Source organism: Bacillus sp. PK3-037, assembly GCF_054161355.1.
On sequence record NZ_CP096408.1, the window covers coordinates 3,550,317 to 3,568,357 of the forward strand.

General features: G+C 35.2%; 21 protein-coding genes and 4 pseudogenes. 9 read left to right on the forward strand and 16 right to left on the reverse strand.

Going from position 1 to position 18,041, the window contains the following annotated elements; all coding sequences use genetic code 11:
- Positions 1 to 71: 71 nt before the first annotated feature.
- The 3 genes and pseudogenes from M1D69_RS18250 to M1D69_RS18260 form a co-directional block, all read right to left on the reverse strand.
- The gene (locus M1D69_RS18250) at positions 72 to 944 is read right to left on the reverse strand and encodes a YitT family protein (RefSeq protein WP_458105268.1); all 873 of its coding nucleotides are present in this window, start codon (positions 942 to 944) and stop codon (positions 72 to 74) included.
- Between the two features lie 200 nt (positions 945 to 1,144).
- Positions 1,145 to 1,264 (reverse strand): annotated as a pseudogene (locus tag M1D69_RS18255) (MerR family DNA-binding transcriptional regulator); the annotation flags it as partial.
- A 327-nt stretch (positions 1,265 to 1,591) separates the two neighbouring features.
- Complete coding sequence (locus tag M1D69_RS18260; protein ID WP_458105267.1) at positions 1,592 to 2,224, reverse strand: type 1 glutamine amidotransferase family protein; 633 nt, start codon at positions 2,222 to 2,224, stop codon at positions 1,592 to 1,594.
- Between the two features lie 543 nt (positions 2,225 to 2,767).
- Between M1D69_RS18260 and M1D69_RS18265 the strand changes: the two genes are divergently transcribed.
- The gene (locus tag M1D69_RS18265; RefSeq protein WP_458105266.1) at positions 2,768 to 3,658 is read left to right on the forward strand and encodes a DMT family transporter; all 891 of its coding nucleotides are present in this window, start codon (positions 2,768 to 2,770) and stop codon (positions 3,656 to 3,658) included.
- 91 nt (positions 3,659 to 3,749) lie between these two features.
- On the opposite strand, the gene M1D69_RS18270 is transcribed toward M1D69_RS18265, so the two are convergent.
- The 4 genes from M1D69_RS18270 to M1D69_RS18285 all read right to left on the reverse strand — a co-directional run bounded on the left by M1D69_RS18270 (position 3,750) and on the right by M1D69_RS18285 (position 6,236).
- Positions 3,750 to 4,166, reverse strand: a complete 417-nt coding sequence (locus tag M1D69_RS18270) for an NUDIX hydrolase (protein ID WP_458105265.1) — start codon at positions 4,164 to 4,166, stop codon at positions 3,750 to 3,752.
- 434 nt (positions 4,167 to 4,600) lie between these two features.
- Positions 4,601 to 5,218: an FMN-binding negative transcriptional regulator gene (locus tag M1D69_RS18275; RefSeq protein ID WP_458105264.1), complete on the reverse strand. Its 618-nt coding sequence runs from the start codon at positions 5,216 to 5,218 to the stop codon at positions 4,601 to 4,603.
- 23 nt (positions 5,219 to 5,241) lie between these two features.
- Positions 5,242 to 5,760, reverse strand: a complete 519-nt coding sequence (locus M1D69_RS18280; RefSeq protein ID WP_105955134.1) for a GNAT family N-acetyltransferase — start codon at positions 5,758 to 5,760, stop codon at positions 5,242 to 5,244.
- Between the two features lie 23 nt (positions 5,761 to 5,783).
- Complete coding sequence (locus tag M1D69_RS18285) at positions 5,784 to 6,236, reverse strand: MarR family winged helix-turn-helix transcriptional regulator (RefSeq protein WP_044161669.1); 453 nt, start codon at positions 6,234 to 6,236, stop codon at positions 5,784 to 5,786.
- Positions 6,237 to 6,350: 114 nt separating this feature from the next.
- On the opposite strand from M1D69_RS18285, the gene M1D69_RS18290 reads away from it, so the two are divergent.
- The 3 genes and pseudogenes from M1D69_RS18290 to M1D69_RS18300 all read left to right on the forward strand — a co-directional run bounded on the left by M1D69_RS18290 (position 6,351) and on the right by M1D69_RS18300 (position 8,114).
- A complete protein-coding gene (locus M1D69_RS18290) occupies positions 6,351 to 6,995 on the forward strand; it encodes a YczE/YyaS/YitT family protein (RefSeq protein ID WP_458105263.1) in 645 nt (214 codons plus the stop codon).
- A 212-nt stretch (positions 6,996 to 7,207) separates the two neighbouring features.
- A pseudogene (locus tag M1D69_RS18295) lies at positions 7,208 to 7,318 on the forward strand (hypothetical protein); the annotation flags it as partial.
- Positions 7,319 to 7,337: 19 nt separating this feature from the next.
- The gene (locus M1D69_RS18300) at positions 7,338 to 8,114 is read left to right on the forward strand and encodes a hypothetical protein (RefSeq protein ID WP_458105262.1); all 777 of its coding nucleotides are present in this window, start codon (positions 7,338 to 7,340) and stop codon (positions 8,112 to 8,114) included.
- Between the two features lie 218 nt (positions 8,115 to 8,332).
- Here M1D69_RS18300 and M1D69_RS18305 read toward each other — a convergent pair whose 3' ends face one another.
- The 3 genes and pseudogenes from M1D69_RS18305 to M1D69_RS18315 all read right to left on the reverse strand — a co-directional run.
- Positions 8,333 to 8,926: a YdeI/OmpD-associated family protein gene (locus M1D69_RS18305; RefSeq protein WP_458105261.1), complete on the reverse strand. Its 594-nt coding sequence runs from the start codon at positions 8,924 to 8,926 to the stop codon at positions 8,333 to 8,335.
- Positions 8,927 to 9,256: 330 nt separating this feature from the next.
- Positions 9,257 to 9,634, reverse strand: a complete 378-nt coding sequence (locus tag M1D69_RS18310) for a hypothetical protein (RefSeq protein ID WP_458105260.1) — start codon at positions 9,632 to 9,634, stop codon at positions 9,257 to 9,259.
- Between the two features lie 197 nt (positions 9,635 to 9,831).
- Positions 9,832 to 10,042, reverse strand: a pseudogene (locus M1D69_RS18315) (tetratricopeptide repeat protein); the annotation flags it as partial.
- 89 nt (positions 10,043 to 10,131) lie between these two features.
- On the opposite strand from M1D69_RS18315, the gene M1D69_RS18320 reads away from it, so the two are divergent.
- The 4 genes and pseudogenes from M1D69_RS18320 to M1D69_RS18335 form a co-directional block, all read left to right on the forward strand.
- Positions 10,132 to 10,515 (forward strand): VOC family protein, encoded by a 384-nt coding sequence (locus M1D69_RS18320; RefSeq protein WP_044161679.1) that lies wholly within the window; start codon positions 10,132 to 10,134, stop codon positions 10,513 to 10,515.
- Between the two features lie 130 nt (positions 10,516 to 10,645).
- The gene (locus M1D69_RS18325) at positions 10,646 to 10,984 is read left to right on the forward strand and encodes an MmcQ/YjbR family DNA-binding protein (protein ID WP_458105259.1); all 339 of its coding nucleotides are present in this window, start codon (positions 10,646 to 10,648) and stop codon (positions 10,982 to 10,984) included.
- A 229-nt stretch (positions 10,985 to 11,213) separates the two neighbouring features.
- Complete coding sequence (locus tag M1D69_RS18330; protein ID WP_458105258.1) at positions 11,214 to 11,675, forward strand: CarD family transcriptional regulator; 462 nt, start codon at positions 11,214 to 11,216, stop codon at positions 11,673 to 11,675.
- A 464-nt stretch (positions 11,676 to 12,139) separates the two neighbouring features.
- Positions 12,140 to 12,280 (forward strand): annotated as a pseudogene (locus tag M1D69_RS18335) (BC1881 family protein); the annotation flags it as partial.
- Between the two features lie 567 nt (positions 12,281 to 12,847).
- On the opposite strand, the gene cspC reads toward M1D69_RS18335, so the two are convergent.
- Together cspC and M1D69_RS18345 are read right to left on the reverse strand one after the other, a co-directional pair.
- Positions 12,848 to 13,051: a cold shock protein CspC gene (cspC, locus tag M1D69_RS18340; RefSeq protein WP_010333137.1), complete on the reverse strand. Its 204-nt coding sequence runs from the start codon at positions 13,049 to 13,051 to the stop codon at positions 12,848 to 12,850.
- 647 nt (positions 13,052 to 13,698) lie between these two features.
- Complete coding sequence (locus tag M1D69_RS18345) at positions 13,699 to 13,791, reverse strand: molecular chaperone TorD family protein (RefSeq protein ID WP_458105257.1); 93 nt, start codon at positions 13,789 to 13,791, stop codon at positions 13,699 to 13,701.
- A gap of 189 nt (positions 13,792 to 13,980) precedes the next feature.
- Here M1D69_RS18345 and desA point away from each other — a divergent pair, with 189 nt between their 5' ends.
- Positions 13,981 to 15,009: a Delta(5) desaturase DesA gene (desA, locus tag M1D69_RS18350; protein ID WP_458105256.1), complete on the forward strand. Its 1,029-nt coding sequence runs from the start codon at positions 13,981 to 13,983 to the stop codon at positions 15,007 to 15,009.
- A gap of 475 nt (positions 15,010 to 15,484) precedes the next feature.
- On the opposite strand, the gene M1D69_RS18355 is transcribed toward desA, so the two are convergent.
- The 4 genes from M1D69_RS18355 to M1D69_RS18370 all read right to left on the reverse strand — a co-directional run bounded on the left by M1D69_RS18355 (position 15,485) and on the right by M1D69_RS18370 (position 18,005).
- On the reverse strand, positions 15,485 to 15,838 hold the full coding sequence (locus M1D69_RS18355; RefSeq protein ID WP_458105255.1) for a DUF2178 domain-containing protein: 354 nt from the start codon (positions 15,836 to 15,838) through the stop codon (positions 15,485 to 15,487).
- Positions 15,835 to 16,068, reverse strand: a complete 234-nt coding sequence (locus tag M1D69_RS18360) for a helix-turn-helix transcriptional regulator (RefSeq protein WP_003240464.1) — start codon at positions 16,066 to 16,068, stop codon at positions 15,835 to 15,837. Before M1D69_RS18360 ends, M1D69_RS18355 begins: the two co-directional genes overlap by 4 nt.
- Before the next feature lie 582 nt (positions 16,069 to 16,650).
- A complete protein-coding gene (locus tag M1D69_RS18365; RefSeq protein ID WP_458105254.1) occupies positions 16,651 to 17,157 on the reverse strand; it encodes a MepB family protein in 507 nt (168 codons plus the stop codon).
- Positions 17,158 to 17,450: 293 nt separating this feature from the next.
- Positions 17,451 to 18,005 carry an adenylate kinase gene (locus M1D69_RS18370; protein WP_458105253.1) on the reverse strand — a complete coding sequence of 185 codons (555 nt, stop codon included), beginning with the start codon at positions 18,003 to 18,005 and terminating at the stop codon, positions 17,451 to 17,453.
- Between the last annotated feature and the right edge of the window lie 36 nt (positions 18,006 to 18,041).

The following is an 18,041-nucleotide window of genomic DNA, read 5'->3' on the forward strand; positions in this document are numbered from 1 at the left end:
CGTGTAGACAAAACAATTTAATATAAAATTTCTGAAATATCTCACTTTTGGGTTTGAAGTTCTGTTTTTCTCTAATGACTCGTATGTCTTCTAAAATTACTGCCCTTCACTTCAGCTACATCATATACGGTAACAAAGGCATTTTTATCAATTTCATTAATAATTTCCTTTAGTTTTGTTTCTTCAAGGCGGTTGATGACACATGTGATTTCTTTAAATTTCTCGTGGGAAAAACCGCCATAAGCTTCTTTATAGGTAGCACTTCGTCCTAACTGATCACGTATTGTCTCTACCATTAATTCAGGCTGGGTTGAAATAATTTGAAAGGTTTTAGAACCACTTAAGCCTTCCTCAACGATATGTATGACTTTGGACGCAATGTAGTAAGCAATGACTGACAGTAATGCCCCTTGTAAGCCAAATACAATGGATACAAAAATAAACACAAAAAGGTTTAAGAATAAAATGAGATCGCTCGTTCCAAATGGCAACTTTCGAGACAGCAGCACAGCGAGCATATCAATTCCATCCAATGCGCCGCCGTTACGTAACGCTAACCCCATTCCCAATCCAAGGATAATCCCGCCAACAACGGTTATTAACAGGGTATCCCCCTCTATAATGGCTGGAGTGTGGTGGAAAAACATTGTGCCAGCGGCAAGTGTTACGATTCCGATAATGGATAATAATGCAAAGTCTTTCCCGATTTGCTTATATCCTAACCAGACAAATGGGATGTTTAATGCTGCAATAAGGACCCCTAGCGGCAAATCAAATAGCTGTGAACCAACGATACTAAGGCCTGTCACCCCTCCATCAGATACACTGTTTGGAATGAGCACTGTTTCCAGTCCATATGCCGCTATAATTCCTCCGATAATAACCATTATAACTTGCAGTACCCTTTTTATTTTAAAATGCTTATGTTTTTTGTTTGTATTCATCTCATTCCTCATTTCGAATATTTAGTCTTAATTTAAATATACCATAATAGGTTTATTTATACTAAAGACCATATACAGAAGGTATCAATATGTTCCCCAACAGTAACCAATAAATGAATTCCTCTGATAAGTTCCAGAACTTGCTTCTCCATGTTCATAACCCGCGGATTTCTTCCCTTGGTGTGAAAAGTATAAGCCGAAAAGGAAGGCTTGAAAACACCGCTCCTATCATAATAGCGCAATGTTTGAATTGAGATGTTATTGAGACGGGCTGTTTCTCCAATTGTAAAATAATCCTTCGTCTCCTTTCTAACTGTCAGCTCTTCAGAAAATCTTTCATCTACCTATTCACAAATACGGACTAAACCCTAAACGAACTAACTCGAGAAAATAGAAATCCCTAAAATCTGCTGAAAACAAGTTTTATACCAAACTGTCATGAATGAATACACGTATATCCGAAAGCCAATATTAGACTTTAGAAAAAAAGCCTAATCTCCCAAAAAGATTAAGCTTTTTCGCTTATACTCAGCCCTCAACACTGCTTTGTTTTATGAAAGCTTGTTGTCATTACAACATCACTTCTGAGCATTGTTAAAATGTTTGTCATCGTCGAAAGTATATAAAGCTCAGTTGAATGATTTCGCTCATCTCTCTATTGAATTCATTAATTCGTAGAAGTATTCAGGCCGATGAGTCTTATTGAGGTTATACCATGAATGTAATGTATCTGACGCAAATACATCTAATGTTTTCAATACTTCCATCGCAAATTCCAGAGGAGCTACTCCTGACGCAGTAATCAAATTCTCACCAGATACCGCAGGCCCCACCTCATAAAATGTCTCTCCTTTATAATGAGGACAGACCATTTTAAGATACTCTAAGTCATTGCTTGTATGCTTTCTGGAATCTAGGTATCCCATATTGGCGAGGCCCTCCGTTGCACCGCAAATTGCAGCAACAATAGTGCCCAGCTCTAAAGCTTCGCCAACTTTTTTCAAGATAGGCTGATGAATATCTTCTCCCCAAGTATTCCCTCCAGGTAAAATGAGAAGATCTTTACTCTCAAGAGTACACTCACCAACGGAAATATCTGGTTTTACGCTTAAACCTCCCATTGTAGTAATCATTTCTTGATTAACTCCTACTGTAACTACTTTTAAAGGTGCTGCATCTTTTTTGAAATATCTTCCTGAGTTTAGTTCGGCGATTAAATATCCATATTCCCAATCTGACATTGTATTACATACATAAAGATAAACTTTTTTCGTTTGCATCCCATCACACTCCGATCACAATTGATATAACCTATTATATATTACTTCCCTGACAGAAGTTATCGTATTTGATGACATTAATTCCGACAGAACATCAATAAGGCTTTTCTTTAAGGCTTATTCGCTAAAAATAGATTTACCGTATAAGTAAAAGTAAATAAGGTAAAAGGTCTTAGCAGAATCATTCTGCGATGAGAGTTCCTTTGGTGTGGTGTTCCGAGTAGAGATATTACCTCTAAATCTGTTATTTTATGAATTACCAGGAAGTCACAATTAATTACAAAACCCATAAGGTTTCATGTATAATCTATCTAGAACCAACTTTTTCGCAATATCAAAACTTTTAAAAAATTTAATATAAATAGGGGGATTAACATGCTACTCTCAAATACAAATCTATACACTTGGAAGCCATTTTCTACTTCACCGCCACCGCCGTTTACTCCAGCTGTTGAATCAGCAGTGAATAAGCTTATATTTAAAACAGATTAAGAATCTGCGAAATATAATATAAGCTGTTTCGCAGATTCGAAGGAGTAGACAATGAAATCTAAGATTCAGTTTATATTATCAATGATCATTTTCGGCACAATGGGTTTAGTTGTAAGATACATTGATTTATCTTCGAGTGAAACAGCTTTACTAAGCAGTTCAGTTGGATGTCTATTTTTAATAGTCGTGTTTATGATGATGAAGAAAACCATTCCATGGAAATTAGTCAAAGCAAATGCTTACATCTTATTTCTTTCTGGTATTGCATTAGGAGGGAATTGGATCTTTCTTTATCAATCGTACGATCATACAACACTTACTAATGCAACACTAGGGTATTACTTTGCACCTGTGTTTGTCATGATTCTCTCACCATTTGTCCTTAAGGAACAATTATCTGTCAAAAAAATGGTTTGTATTGGTGTAGCGATCATAGGCATGTTATTGATTGTTGGAAATGGCATAAGTGCATCTGGAACAGACGATCTGCTTGGGATCTTTTTTGGATTAGTTGCGGCTGCATTTTACGCTGCATTGATGTTACTAAATAAATTTATACACCGCATGGGCAGGTTAGAGATTACAATCATCCAACTTGGATTAACAGCATTGCTGCTCTTGCCATATGTGTTTTTCACAGAAGGATTCGGTATCTTTGGAGTATCTGGATCATCCGTTCCTTTTATCATCATTTTAGGGATTGTAAACACTGGGATTGGATTTTGGTTATTTTTCTCGGGTATGCAAAAATTAAAAGGACAGAGTATTGCTATGCTAAGCTATGTCGATCCATTTGTAGCTATATTAATTTCTGCCATTATCCTGCAAGAACAAATGACCATTGTTCAAATGCTAGGTGGCGCACTCCTTTTAGGCTCAACATTTGTTAGCGAGAATAAATCAATCACATTTTCCAAAACGATTAAAGAAAATATCAGCTAAGTAACGTACAAAACAGCGGGGAGCTTTGTTCCCCACTGTTTTGTTTCTTTTGTTTGCAACTTGACCCAAACTAGCCTGACGATTACTGCCATTACCCTATTGTTCCTTGATTATTATATAGGGCGTATCCTGTCAGCATTTTATTATGTCCTTCTGAGTAATACGGCATTCGTTCATTTGCCTGTTCAATGTCAACCCATTCAATTTGCAATATCTCGTTTGGCTTTTTAATCGCTTCGGTTCCTCCAACAATTCGCGCTTCAAATGTAAAAAGGATAGCGTGATGATTCCTCTTTACATATTTCGCTTCGTTAACAGCAATTAAATTCCCTATTTCTACTTCAAAACCTGTTTCTTCATGCACTTCACGTATAGCAGCTTCTATTAACGTCTCATCAGGTTCAACTCTTCCACCTGGAAGTGACCAGTGTCCTTCATGATTATCCACCATTAATATCTGATTACATTTACTTTTAATCAACGCATACACAACTTTTACTTCTTCCATGGGAATCTCCTTTATAGAACAAAATTCATCCTCGGTTGATTTGTTGATTTTCTATATATTACTATAAATGATAACTGGTTATTTTTGGTAAGAAGTCTCTCATAGCTGTATTTTCTGCATAAAAAAATAATACCAAAGGCAGTTAAACCCTTGGTATCATTGGGATGCAGCCGAGATGACTTGAACCTTCACGGGTTATTCACTAACAATCCCTCATTCTGAAAGCTTATTTTCATTACACTCCGTATATTCATTTTCCGTCGTTTCTATAAGTTTTTATGAATTGTGATTAGAAAACCGAAAGAGCCAGAAGCCTCTGCTAAAAACAGCAAGTGTTCCTTGAACTTTCACACGAGTTGAAGGCTCTGCAGAATCAAAAATTTGAGCAGTACCACGCATTCATCCAAAGTTCACTAATAAAAGGGGACTGATATTTAATCTTTTAATCTCTTTTCCATCAGTTCTGCCATTTGTTTCGAATTTGGATTTCCTTCATGTCGTAATTGATCAATGATATTCATGTAATCCTTTTCATTTCGGTTCTGACTTAATTTATATGAAGCCTGAATTTCTCCCACCTTCATCTTAAATCCGACAATACCTTTCAGCTGACTTTCTAAGAGCTGAGGAGAAAGCTTATCCCATAAAACTGGATTCTTGCGGTGTTTTTCGTATTTTTGCAGTAACATTGTCAGGTCATGTTTTAATTCTTCTTCGTTCAAAATGCTGGCTGTACCGTATACATGTACGGCTTGATAGTTCCATGTTGGGACGTTTTCCTTTTCATACCAAGAGGAAGAGATATAAGCGTGCGGTCCCTGAAACATAACAAGCACATCTTCACAGGTTTCAAATGTTCTCCATTGAGGATTCCTATAAGCAATATGCCCCGTTATATAGTAAGTATCTCCCTCTTTCATTAACTGCAATGGCAAATGAGTTGCAATTGGCTTCCCTTGTGCTGTTGTGACAATTGTGCCAAATGAGTTGTTTTGAACAAAGTCCCAAATGTCATCGGCATTTGTAACCTTATAGTATTTTGGAATATACATATAAACCCGCCTTTCATAAAAAGTTATACGAGTGTTTTGATCATGATAAAGTCTATTTGTTCTTCATCACCCATATAAAAAGAGTGGGCTCCAGTTTGAACAAACCCCATTTTTTCATAAAAAGCAATAGCATTTTCATTTTTTTCCCATACACCTAGCCAGATTTTCTTTTTATTAGATTCCAGCGCAATCTCCACAGCTTTATTGAATAGATATTTACCAAGGCCGTGTTTTTGAAATTTGTTCTTGATATAAATCCTCTCGATTTCTAGTGATTCATCACCCATTTCTTCAGATTGAGCCTCATTGGTATTGACCTTTAAATATCCAGCGACTTCATGATTAAAATAAACAAAAAAGAATTGTGAAGAGATATTAGATAATTCCTTTTCCAACTGTTTAGAATGAAACGCACTTTCCAAATAAGCTTTCATATTTTCAGGTGAATTCTGGTCTTTGAATGTATCATTGAATGTTTCAATACTTATTTCTTGGAGTATTTTTAAATCTTCATGGCTGCACTTTTTTAGTTTTACACTCATGCTCATATATGCTCCTTTTAAAATTAATAATCTCTCTTGTTCCCTTTTTTTACATACTCCCAGTCAACTTCTACATTTTTTCTCATTCTTTGAAGAAGGTGAAAAATGGTTTCTGCTTCTTTTTCAGAAAATCCTGCTAATGCGACACTATTCGAATGATCATTTTCTCTTTTTATAACGGGAAACACATCTTTCCCTTTTTCTGTTGGAAAGAGTTTTTTTATCTTTTTGTTATGTTCATCATCCATCTTTTCAATAAAACCGTTTATTTCGAGTTTTTTTATTGCACGAGCTGCGGTTGTTCGGTCTACTTTAATCATTTCAGCTAACTTTTCTTGAATGATTCCTGGGTTTTCACATATTCGGACAAGGTACAAATACTGCCCTTTTGTGAGGTTATATTCTTTAAATTCTATATTGCTTATCGAATCTAATGCCCTTGCAATCATTCCGATTTCGCGAAGAATTTCCTTCATCATGACCTCCTTAGTGCATATCTTTGTTGCAAATACAACAAAAATGACCTATATTGAATATAGCTTAACTTTGTTGTATTTGCAATAAAAATAATGAAAAAGAGGTCGAGTAAAGTGAAATATACCTTTTATGTATTAGGAATTTTCATTTTAACCCTTGGTATTTCCTTCACTATCCAATCAGACCTTGGAACTTCACCCTTTGATGCAGTTGTGGTAGGACTGTCTAAAAATGTGGGGCTTACAGTGGGAAGCTGGGAAATCATAATAGCGTTCATATTGATATGCTGTAATTCAATTTTAAATAGACAAAGACCGGAAGTTTTGGGGATGTTAACAGCATTTATAATGGGGATTGGGATTGATATGTGGCTTTTTTTATTGCACAATTTGCTAACACCTGACCTATGGTTCAGCAAAGTGATTTGTTTTGGAATCGGCTTAGTCGTTATAGGATTAGGAACTGCAACCTATTTGTACACAAATTTTGCACCAATTCCAGTTGACCGATTAACATTAATCATAAAAGACTTAACTAGAACAAATATCTTTTTTCCGAGAACGTTCATTTATGTCGTATTCTTGATAGTAGCAATCATTTTAAATGGACCAATTGGCGTCGGGACTTTATTAACCGTTTGTTTAGGGGGAATAATCCTAAATGCCTTTATGCCATTTACTGAACAAATATTAGACCGCATATTCACACACTCTAGTACATCACCACATGATGACAAAGATAAAAAGCATTCAATATAGGCTGCTTCATGTAAAGAGAAAGTGGTTTTTTATTTTCGCAGTTTCAAGACACAAATATGATAGGTGATTCCTCATAAAATCTACTCGTATATCGTGTGGCCATCATTTCAAAAAGCTGTCTAGATTTGTTACCACTCCTTAAACAATTTTTTCGAACTTTCATATCTATTCCATGGTAATATTTAGATATAACTAACTGAAAGGATTGGACAATGATGGTATTTGAAGCTAAGACTTTGTTTACTGAAGCTGAAAAACGAAAAAAAGATGATAAAAAACTGAAAAATCAACTGATTAAGCTAAGAAAAGCATGTAAGGCTGTTGATGGTGAGGAATGAAATAATGAAGAAACTGAGAACTATTTTTTATTGTAATGTTGTCCTGATGCTGCTCGTCTTATTGCTCGTTGGATGTATGGGTGGTAAAGAAGAAAAATCAAATAATGATTCTGCAATACAATCTGAAGAAAATAATGATAAGACTCAAGATAACAACCAAATAGGCAAGGATGAATCGGAGTCAACAGGATCAGAAGAAGCCCTAACAAAAGATTCAAATGAAAATTCTTCAAAAGAATCTGCAACAAAGGATTCAAATGAAAACTCTTCAAAAGAATCTGTAACAAAGGATTCAAGTGAAAACTCTTCAAAAGAATCCTCAACGGATGAATCAAATAAAAACTCTTCCAAAGAAGGAAAGAACAAGGAGAAAGACCAAGAAGACAATGCATTGGCAAAATATTCTTCTGAGAAAATCGAATATGCCCGAGTTTGGTTGCAGCTTGGAGCAAATCAAGAGATAGATGAATTGAATGTTCGACATATTTCGGCTGGCGAACCAATTAACCCGAATGATGACACCAGTGCTGGCTATCCTGAAGATGTTATCCAGTTAGCAGGTTCTCGATTAGTGGATGGATCTGTAACTTATAGCGGTAATGGCGATGGCACGATTAAAGTATACAACGTTTCTTTACGCTGGGATTCCTCAGATGATTTAAGTAAAGGCGTAATGCGGGAAGTGACTGAGGATATAATAAAAAATGCAAAAACAGTGTACGTTGATACAGGAGACAGTGAAAAAATCAAGCGCCTCATTGACATAATGGCTATTCATTAATTCATTAATCAGTAATCGTTTTATTCTAACGAAAATGCCAAACAAAATAAGGGACGGTTCTTTTATACATTGAACCGCCCCTCTGCATTTTATTCTGACACTAGAAATACCAAGGGACTCAAAATTCTTGGTATCACGGTTGCCTTCATCCTTCAATTCTTCTTTCATGACAGTTTCATAGAAATCTCACTTAGCAAATTGCCTTCCTGACGAATATACTAATCCTTTAATCCCTTTCCATCGAGAATTTTCTTCATATATTTTTCAACCCTTGACTCTCGAGTTTTGGATTGTTTGGCTTGAGAAAAATAAAGAATGTATGCTCTTTGCCGTCCCGGGGTCAATGCTTCAAAAGCCGTTTTCAAGGCAGGGATTTCATCTAATTTATGTTGAAGCTCTTCTGGAATGATGTATTCCGTATTCTTTTTAACATTCACTTCCAAACCGGCTTTTTCAACTTCAATGGCTTCATTAATATAGGCTTTCAAGATGGTTTCCAAATCGGCTATTTCCTGAACATTGGTGAACCGAATCTGGCGAGCCGCCTGTACATTCTCCGTTTGTTGGATGAGAATCCCATGAGGATCCTGTAACAAGGCGCCTTTGTGAAACAGAAGCGCACAATATTCTTTAAATCCATGTATTAAAACGACGTTTTTTTTATGAAACGTATAACAAGGATGCATCCACTTAAATTCTTCAGTCAGCTCACAATCAAGAACGATATTTCTCAACCGCTCATATTCTTCCTTCCACTTTTCAGCTTTACTTAAAAATTCATCAACCTTAGGATTCGTTCTGCTATTTGTCATCAGGACCCCCTCTTTTCCAAACCGTTTGCTTTTTCATTACGTTAGCTTCACCGGTTTGATCGTACTTTCCTCTAACAATTTTTTAGGCTCTTCACCCATTTAGATATCACGCTCTTGATTTTTCTTCATCCCCTTAATTGGTATTTTTGACATCACGGTATATGTTTTATTCTCCTATCAGCAATTATATAGGTTCCGGCTTTATATGTATTCATAGATTAAGCTTAATAAAGAAGCTTTTTATTACGATCATGTTGGTGTCACTGATCAATGGAAGGCCTCTTTCCTCGACATTAGGGATAAAGCCTTTCAATAAAAGCAACTATTATATTAAGATTTAACCTCTTTATTCCTATCAATGAATAGGGTTACTACAACACTAATTATGCTGACTAAAGTTCCTAAAACAGAAACAAGAATTGTCAAAAAGCCATTGGGAATAAGAAATCCAATTGGAATCATCCCCAGAAAAGTTAAAACGATAAAACATTGATATACTCCAGATATTATTCTTACAACCATGTTGCCAAAAAAGGACATGGCTAATGGAGGGATGAATAAAAATAAGACTATCCCAATTGATATCATTAAGATCATAGGCTCATCAAATGAAATGACATTATCTCCAGGGGAATCTTTAGCAGCCACTAGCATAACAACTATAGACATCATCAGTGTAAGTAAAACCAGAAAAAACCTTTTTAACATCGTTATGACTCCTTTTTTTATCAATGTACCTATAAACAGGTATCCTGCCTTTTTCCATTTCATAACCATTTTATATTATTCAATGAAAAAATATGCTGTCAAAACGCAGCTATCAATAATATTTATCACCACTTACTATTAATACATAAATTTACATATTAGTAAATAACCATATTATATTCATATGTGACGTTGCGATGCTTTACGTTTTTCTTTGCAGCTTCCAAAGAATTCAAAATTTGTTACTAGGCTCTTTTCATATTCTAAAGAATCGATCAGGTCTCCTGCTATAATAAATTGACAACGTAGAGTCTGGACAGTTTCATACACTGTAAAAATGTAATTGCTTGCATAATTCATGGAGAAATACGTTTATTTCATATAATATACATAAGACACGTTGAAAAAAGCCGGAACAGGACTTCTGACAAACGTGTGGGTTGTTTTGCTTGCAGACAGTACCATGCGTCATAAATATCAAAGGAGGCAAAAACAGTATGAAAATCATTGTTACCAGTATATTCGTACAAGACCAAGACAAGGCACTGGAGTTTTATACAGAAAAACTGGGGTTTGTAAAAAAGGAAGACGTTCCTATGGGGAAATTCAGATGGATAACACTTGTTTCTCAAGATGATCAAGATGGAACCGAACTTTTACTCGAACCAAATGAACATCCTGCCGCTAAGGAGTATCAAAAGAAGATATTCGCCGAGGGCTTCCCAGCAACAATGTTTGGCGTTACAGATATTCAAAAACAGTACACACAATTAATGGAAAAAGGCGTGAAGTTCACTATGGAGCCGACAAAAATGGGAGAAGTCACAATAGCTGTCTTCGACGATACATGCGGCAACCTCATTCAGATCATACAGAAGTAGCTACATGACGCTCTTATATTAACACCTAATAGTCAAAACGATTAAAACAGATTTTACTTTGATATATAATGATCTAGGAATCATTGGCTCATTTATCTATACTCATAAATTATAATGGTGGTGGCTTATTATGAGTCTGAATGAAATAATGGATTACTGCCTGTCTTATCCAGACACCTATAAAGACTATCCTTTTGGTGAAGGATGGACTGTGATGCGTCACAAAGGTAATAAAAGGTTGTTTGCGCTTATCTTTAATCTAGATGGTCATCTATGCATCAATCTTAAATGCGAACCTGAGCGCGCCAATTTTCTGCGCAGCATCTATAAGGAAGTGAAACCCGGTTATCATATGAATAAAGACCACTGGAATACCATTATTTTAAATGGTGCCCTCTCGAAAGAAACTCTAGGTGATATGGTGCAACATAGTTTCGAATTGACAAAGCCGAAGAAGTCTCATAGCTAAAATGAAAAACTGATCTATGTTAATGAGTCGAGGTTTCAGGATATACAAGGACCAATTGACCCTTCCTTTATTGGAAATCATACACGTTCCGTATTGTTTTTGCTTGATCTGATTTATTAAAAAAAGTTATTGACAATAAAAATATTATCATGTTATTATTAAATATTTTGATTATCCACCACCATGTATGGTAAGCTTAAGAAGGTTACCATATACGGAGGTGGATGATATGTTTCAAATTGGCGATAACATTGTTTATCCAATGCACGGAGCAGGTATAATTGAAGCCATAGAAGAAAAAGAATTCTTAGATGAAAAACAACAGTATTATGTCATAAAAATGTCAATCAGTAATATGACAGTTATGATTCCAACACGAAAAATATTGAGTTCAAGTATACGACCAGTTACTGATATACTTGCATTAAAACGCATTATACACATTTTTCAGCATGGAGAATCGGATAGGTTACTGCCGTGGAAACAAAGATATCAAGTAAACACGAACAAAATAAAAACGGGTGACATACAAGACGGCGCCGAAGTTGTACGTGATTTAATGCGTATGAAGAAAGAAAAAGCACTTAATGCAAGCGAAAAAAAAATGTTGGATCATGCATATGAATTTTTGATCAGTGAACTGGAAGTAATTAAAGGAATCACTGAAAATCAAATAAAAAGTTTCTGTTAAGGTTAATATTACACTCCAAAAAAATTCTGAATTTTTCGTCAACACCATGATTAAAGGTAAATCATTTCAAAGACATTCAACTTTTTCACCTTACTTTTAGTACATTAACCTCTTTTGTTATTCCTACAATCGAATCCATTTTTATTATTTAAATTTCTTCAACGGACATTTGAAGTTTATCAGATAGTCACTTGATTTTAGTACCTGATTCACACTGGCACGGACAAGGAGCCGTAAGGATGAAAGAGAGGTAGGGCTTTCATTGTTTTTAGGTATATCTAAGTGATAATTTTTAGAAAAATCAATCTCCCCTCTATCTTTAAGAATTTCTTATATCCACTGCGACAGTCAATAGGAATTGTTTATCTTCTTTTCATAAAAGAGATACACGAGTTGGTAACATCTAAATATATGGTCAACGATAAAAAATGATTTTTATAATTCATTTAACATAATAAGAGCCAACGCAAGGATTAAGTAACGAGTTAAAGAAGCCTACTTCTAATAAGGATCAGTCTTATGAAAAATTTGAAGTTGGTGGAATTCTTGTAGATGAACCAGCTGTTATTTTAATTAATCAACAATACATAAAAATTGTTGAATGAACGAAGAAAAGGAATGATCCTTTTTGTTTGCTGCTGGTAATGACTTTAAAAAAGGAGAGTGTCGGAATTGTCATCGATTATTTTTAAAATAAAAATAACGCCAACTAGGAATCGGTACTGCGTTTAGTGTAACGCTTTGGCGGATCGCACACGATACATTTATGTTGGCCATTTTTTGAATTTCGTATTTATCGCTTCCTCGCTACATAGTATTGGTCCCGAACTACGGCTGCCAAGCATTTGAACAGGATAAGAAAAGATACACTTTTAATCAAATGGTTTGCAGGACTAGAGATTGTGAACTCTTGTACTTAAATTAACGGGCAGGTTAGTCAAAAATGAAAGAATATATTCGAAATAAAAAATAAATAATTTATATACATTCCGCATATTGTCAATCCAGTATGTTATACTGTAAACAAACCTTTGAAGCGTTAAATCTTTTGCTATTACCTTGTAACATCTCCCTACTCGAACGTTGAGTAGGGTTTTTTATTGAGTATTATAAGAGAACATAAAAAAAACAGACCCTGTATAAAGAGCCTGTTTCTATAAAACGATTTAAGATTAAGAAGCTTTTTGAACGTTAGCAGCTTGAGCGCCACGAGCACCTTGCTCAACGTCAAACGTTACTTTTTGACCTTCGTCTAAAGATTTGAATCCGTCACCTTGGATTGCAGAGAAGTGTACGAATACGTCGTCTCCATTTTCACGTTCGATAAAGCCAAAACCTTTTTCTGCATTAAACCATTTAACTGTACCTTGTTCCATTTTTGTTGCCTCCTAGTGCGTTACCGCACATTGTATTACTATCCCTGCCCAAAGTATCATCAAGACGAAAAGTCGATATTCATACTATCCTTTACACCGAACAAAAATAATTCTTCTTAATCATAACACGAAACGGAAATAAATACAAATTAATATTATCACTTTATTCACGGCATTATTTGTTAAACATGTGGATTGCCAGCGCAGAATAAAAATCCTATTCATCACTATGGTTTGAAAACACCGTGAAAATGAATCATGAGTGTCTTCAAACCTTTTTCTTTGCTGAATCGTACTTCGTTATTGATTGTTAAAGATCGCTTTAAAACACTCAGCTGTTTCTTGTTCAAGCGCAAGATATTCTTTTAAAAGCTGGGCTGTTCACTGGGAAAGCTTTGTTTCTGCAGGTGTTTCCAACCGGTCACTCATGGTATATGCCATTTGCCAAGATGCTCTTAAAAATATAAAACTTGACCTCAAATCATCTTCTTTTTTTCATTACCCCTTTCCAAAGTCTTTTTCATTAAGAAACTCGGGAATTCGAGCTCAATATTAATGGTCTTCTAGCTCTCTTTATTTTGACACTCAAAAATCAATCCATTTTTGCGGTAGTATTTTCTTACTTGTCATGTTTGTTCCTCATACAATCAATGTTTACGGTCTAAATAAACCGATTCCCATAGGGAAGCAGAGAGAGCGTTTGGCCTTATAAAGAGCCGGGTATAATCTTCATACACCATTTGTATCCCGGCTGACTCTGCTAATAAAGATTTAGTTGAGCTGGAAATCAGCTTCTCATTTCCAATAATTTAACATAGGGGTGGGAATGATACTTATCATATATGGTGTATGACAGCTGGGACTTCAAAGAGAATAAAACGTTTTCTATACTGAGCTTAAGAACACTAGGGAAGGGGAAAATTTAATAAATGAATAAAGAAAACCTAAGGACTTTGAGAAAACTGGTTACCCCTTACGAAAAGTCCGATTTACAAAAAAGTATTTGTCAAATCATTAACACATTGGTACCATTTTTCCTGTTATGGTGTTTGGCATATAAGAGCTTGTCGATTTCTTATTTCCTTACATTAGCGATTTCTGTCGTTGCGGCGGGTTTTTTAGTGAGAACCTTCATCATCTTTCATGATTGTTGCCACTATTCCTTTTTTAAGAACAGAAAGGCGAATCGAATCCTTGGAACAATAACAGGAATTCTGACTCTGCATCCTTTTGATCATTGGGCACACGACCATTCTGTCCATCATGCGACAAGCAGCAACCTGGACAAACGCGGTACAGGCGATATTTGGGTACTGACCGTTGAGGAATATAAGGAAGCCTCAACGAAGACAAAAATAATGTACCGTTTGTACAGAAACCCGTTTGTTATGTTTATTATTGGGCCGATTTACGTCTTCGGGATTACCAATCGTTTTAATCGTAAAGGGGCAAAACACAAAGAGCGGATGAATACATATGTAACGAATCTGGGGATCGTCGTTTTCGCAGCACTTTTATGCTGGGCTATTGGCTGGCAAAACTTCCTGCTGGTTCAAGCGCCAATTTTTATGGTATCGGGATCCCTCGGAATTTGGATGTTTTATATTCAGCATACGTTTGAGGATTCTTATTTTGAAGAAGATGAGCATTGGGAATATGTAAAAGCAGCTGTTGAAGGAAGCTCGTTTTATAAGCTTCCAAAAGTCATGCAATGGATAACAGGCAATATCGGTTTCCATCATGTTCATCATTTAAGCCCGAGAGTCCCAAACTATAAGCTTGAAAAAGTGCATAACAGCACTGAACCATTGCAAAACGTTCCGACCATCACACTGGCAACAAGCCTTAAGTCGTTAAAGTTCCGCCTATGGGATGAAGAAGGCAAAAAATTTGTTGGTTTTAGACACTTAAAAAAAGCTTCTAAAAGCCAAGCATCAGCGCGGCTAAGAACGGATTAAATAAACTCCCCATAATCGATGATAAGGGGCAGTGTATCTTGCAGAATAAAAGTGCAGACTCGCGCAAAGGTTTTGTGCAGGGGTCAGCACTTTTTTAATGCCAGAGACACTTACAGACTCCACAATGTGGTACATTTATTGCCGTATTTTCCGCAAAAAAATAATACCAAAGGTGGTTAAACCCTTGGTATCATTGATGCGGCCGAGAGGATTGAACCTCCACTGGTTATTCACCCACTAGGCTGTCAACATAGTAAATCCATATCATTGATTATGAGCGCTTGTTTTCATTACACTTTCTAACTCCACTTTACATCATTTCTAACGGTTTGTGTGAATTGTGGTTAATAATTGGTGAGCAAAAAAACCCCTTACTTTCCCACTCTCCAAATCTCATTATAAATTGATTTCATATTCGTTAGCTCTCCTAAAACAATTAAAACTATAGAGACACTATCTTTCTCGGTAATTGAATTTACAAAAAATCTTTTTTATATCGAACGGCTAGATAGATTGCTGAAGCGAGGAATGCAATAGAATACTTAAATAAGAAGAAAACTTGCCACATATATTCTTTTGGGAAAAACAAGTCGCAAAAAATTAGTGCATATAACGTACAGAGGCTACCTTTTAAAGCGATTTGGTTTGTTCTTTCGTCAGCCTTACCCATTTTTTTATGAAATACAAATGTCAGAATCAATCCGACTACAAGCAATACAAACCCGCTGCCAATAAGAATATTCCAATTTCCCGGAGAATGTTCAGCCCAGGACTTTAAAGGAGAAAAAATTGCGTTGGTGATCGTATCTGTGATCGAATTCATTTTCATTTTTGATCATTTCCTTTCTCATAAGTAAAAATCTCGTTTACATCCACATTAAAAAATTCGGCAATTCGAAAAGCTAACAGCAGAGTCGGAACATAATTTCCTTTTTCCATTACAAAGATGGTTTGTTTGGAAACCCCGACTTTCTTTGCTAATTCTTGCTGAGACAATCTGGCAAGTACACGATATTCATAAACCTTATTTGAGATCGAATCACCAAAATCTTTCTTCATGACCATCACCTCTTGAACCAAATTATAAACTGGTCTTATATAAAAGTAAAGTAAACTTATACAAAAATATAAAATACCTTTATGTTTACTTAGATTACTTTGATTTAACATGAACCAGAATGCCCTTATTGAGGCAGACAAAACAATTCTCGGGCTCAACTTAAAGAAGAATAATGAGGCTTTCTAAGACAAAAAAAGGACAACATATCGTTGTCTTTTTTGATTACAAATTTCTCTTTTAATATGAGTGCTATTGATTCCAGTATCTATATCTAATCTATTAGCCCACGGTTATTCTACTCGCCACTGGTGTCAAGTTCGTATAGCTACACATACCTGATAGTCCAAGAGGATCTCGGCATAGAATGATTAACAGTTTCTGAAAATATCCCTTTGTTAAACATAAGCAAAATCCTTATAAGTAACAGTACTTCCTATTGCTATGAGAAAAACTGAAAAACACCGTTCTGATGAGTAGAACAGTATAAAAAAATATTCCTTATAGAACTGTTGTAATCTTTTTTTGTGATTAACTTATTTTTTTAATGACTCTTTTAATTTTCTGCTTAGGATTATCCAATTTTAGTTAGAATATAGCTTTAATAGTTCTTGTACTGGAAAACCATCTGTATTGTTCACCTCAACAAAATATGCCAACTGCCATTTTTGTGTTTCGATAGCTTGTTTGCTAGTGGGATTTTCCCATCTAGGGTAAACTCTAATTGCCATTTTCCCTTTTGTAGTAGCTGTTTTAAGGATATTTTGTTTTACAAGAACTTCTTTTGGAAAAACGAATTGCCCAAAATTATTACTAGTAAAAGTATTGATAACCAATAAATCAGTAGCCTTTTCATATGAAAAGGCCTGGTTTCTATTTTCCCTATCTTTTTCCCAAAAAGCAACAAACTGTCCTATCTTGTTAGGTGTTATTTTTGCGACTCTAAATCTAACGGATTTTGAATTTAGTTGAAACCTACCAGCCCCATAATCTGAATTTTGAGCTTCTTCTCGAATAGCATTGATAGTTAAGTGATTTGGTTCATAAAAAATGTTATTTACATATGTTAACGCCTTATAAAATTCATTCACTGTTTTGTACTCCTTATTTTTTGTAATCCAATGCCTTCTTGAATAGAATCGCTAATCATTGAAGTTCATCTTTCTTATAAATGTAATCATTATAACTCTCCTTTCAAACTCAACAACAAAACTTTATGTTTTAATAAGAAGGCTACGCATCGATCGACAAAAGGTTTCGAAACAATGAAGGTCCTCAAAAAAAGGTAAGTAAATCATGACTTGCATTTGGTGCCAAGTTCGTATAGCTACACATAACGTGCTAGTGTTTCCGCAGCAGTCAATTCACTTTGCTACATTCATTGTTAAATGAGATAAGAGATTATTGATTCTATAGTTTTATTAAAATTTAAGGAGCTTTCGAAATATTGAAGATTATATTTTTGGCATTCCTCTTTTATTCGAAGACTATCTGTTTTAATCCTCTTTAATTCTGATTTGATCTGAAGATGATCTAAATTTCTCAGTCCGTCATTTTCTGTTATACTGGAGTAAAATTTCATTTTATCTATGCTGTTTTCTATGTCTATTTCTGCTATTCCTATAAAGCAGGTCTTAACATTCCCCGAATAGCGTTGCTCAAACTTTGAAACGTGACTAGGTATTAATTGTACACCTTCTATTATGTAATCTATTTTGTTCTCAACCATAGCTGTCATCAAAGGATTCATTATTTTCCAGAGTCGTTGTCCATTTTTAAGATCACCATCAGTTGGATTAACCTCCATTTCTGGTACTCCATTCGCAATTCCCATCATTAAATAGTCTAACGAGAAATAAGGAATTTTTGTTTCCGCTAACATTCTCTTTGCTGTAGTTGTCTTCCCACTCCTTGAAGAACCACCAATAAGATATAACATACTTCATCTCTCCTAAATGAGTATAATTTCAAAAAG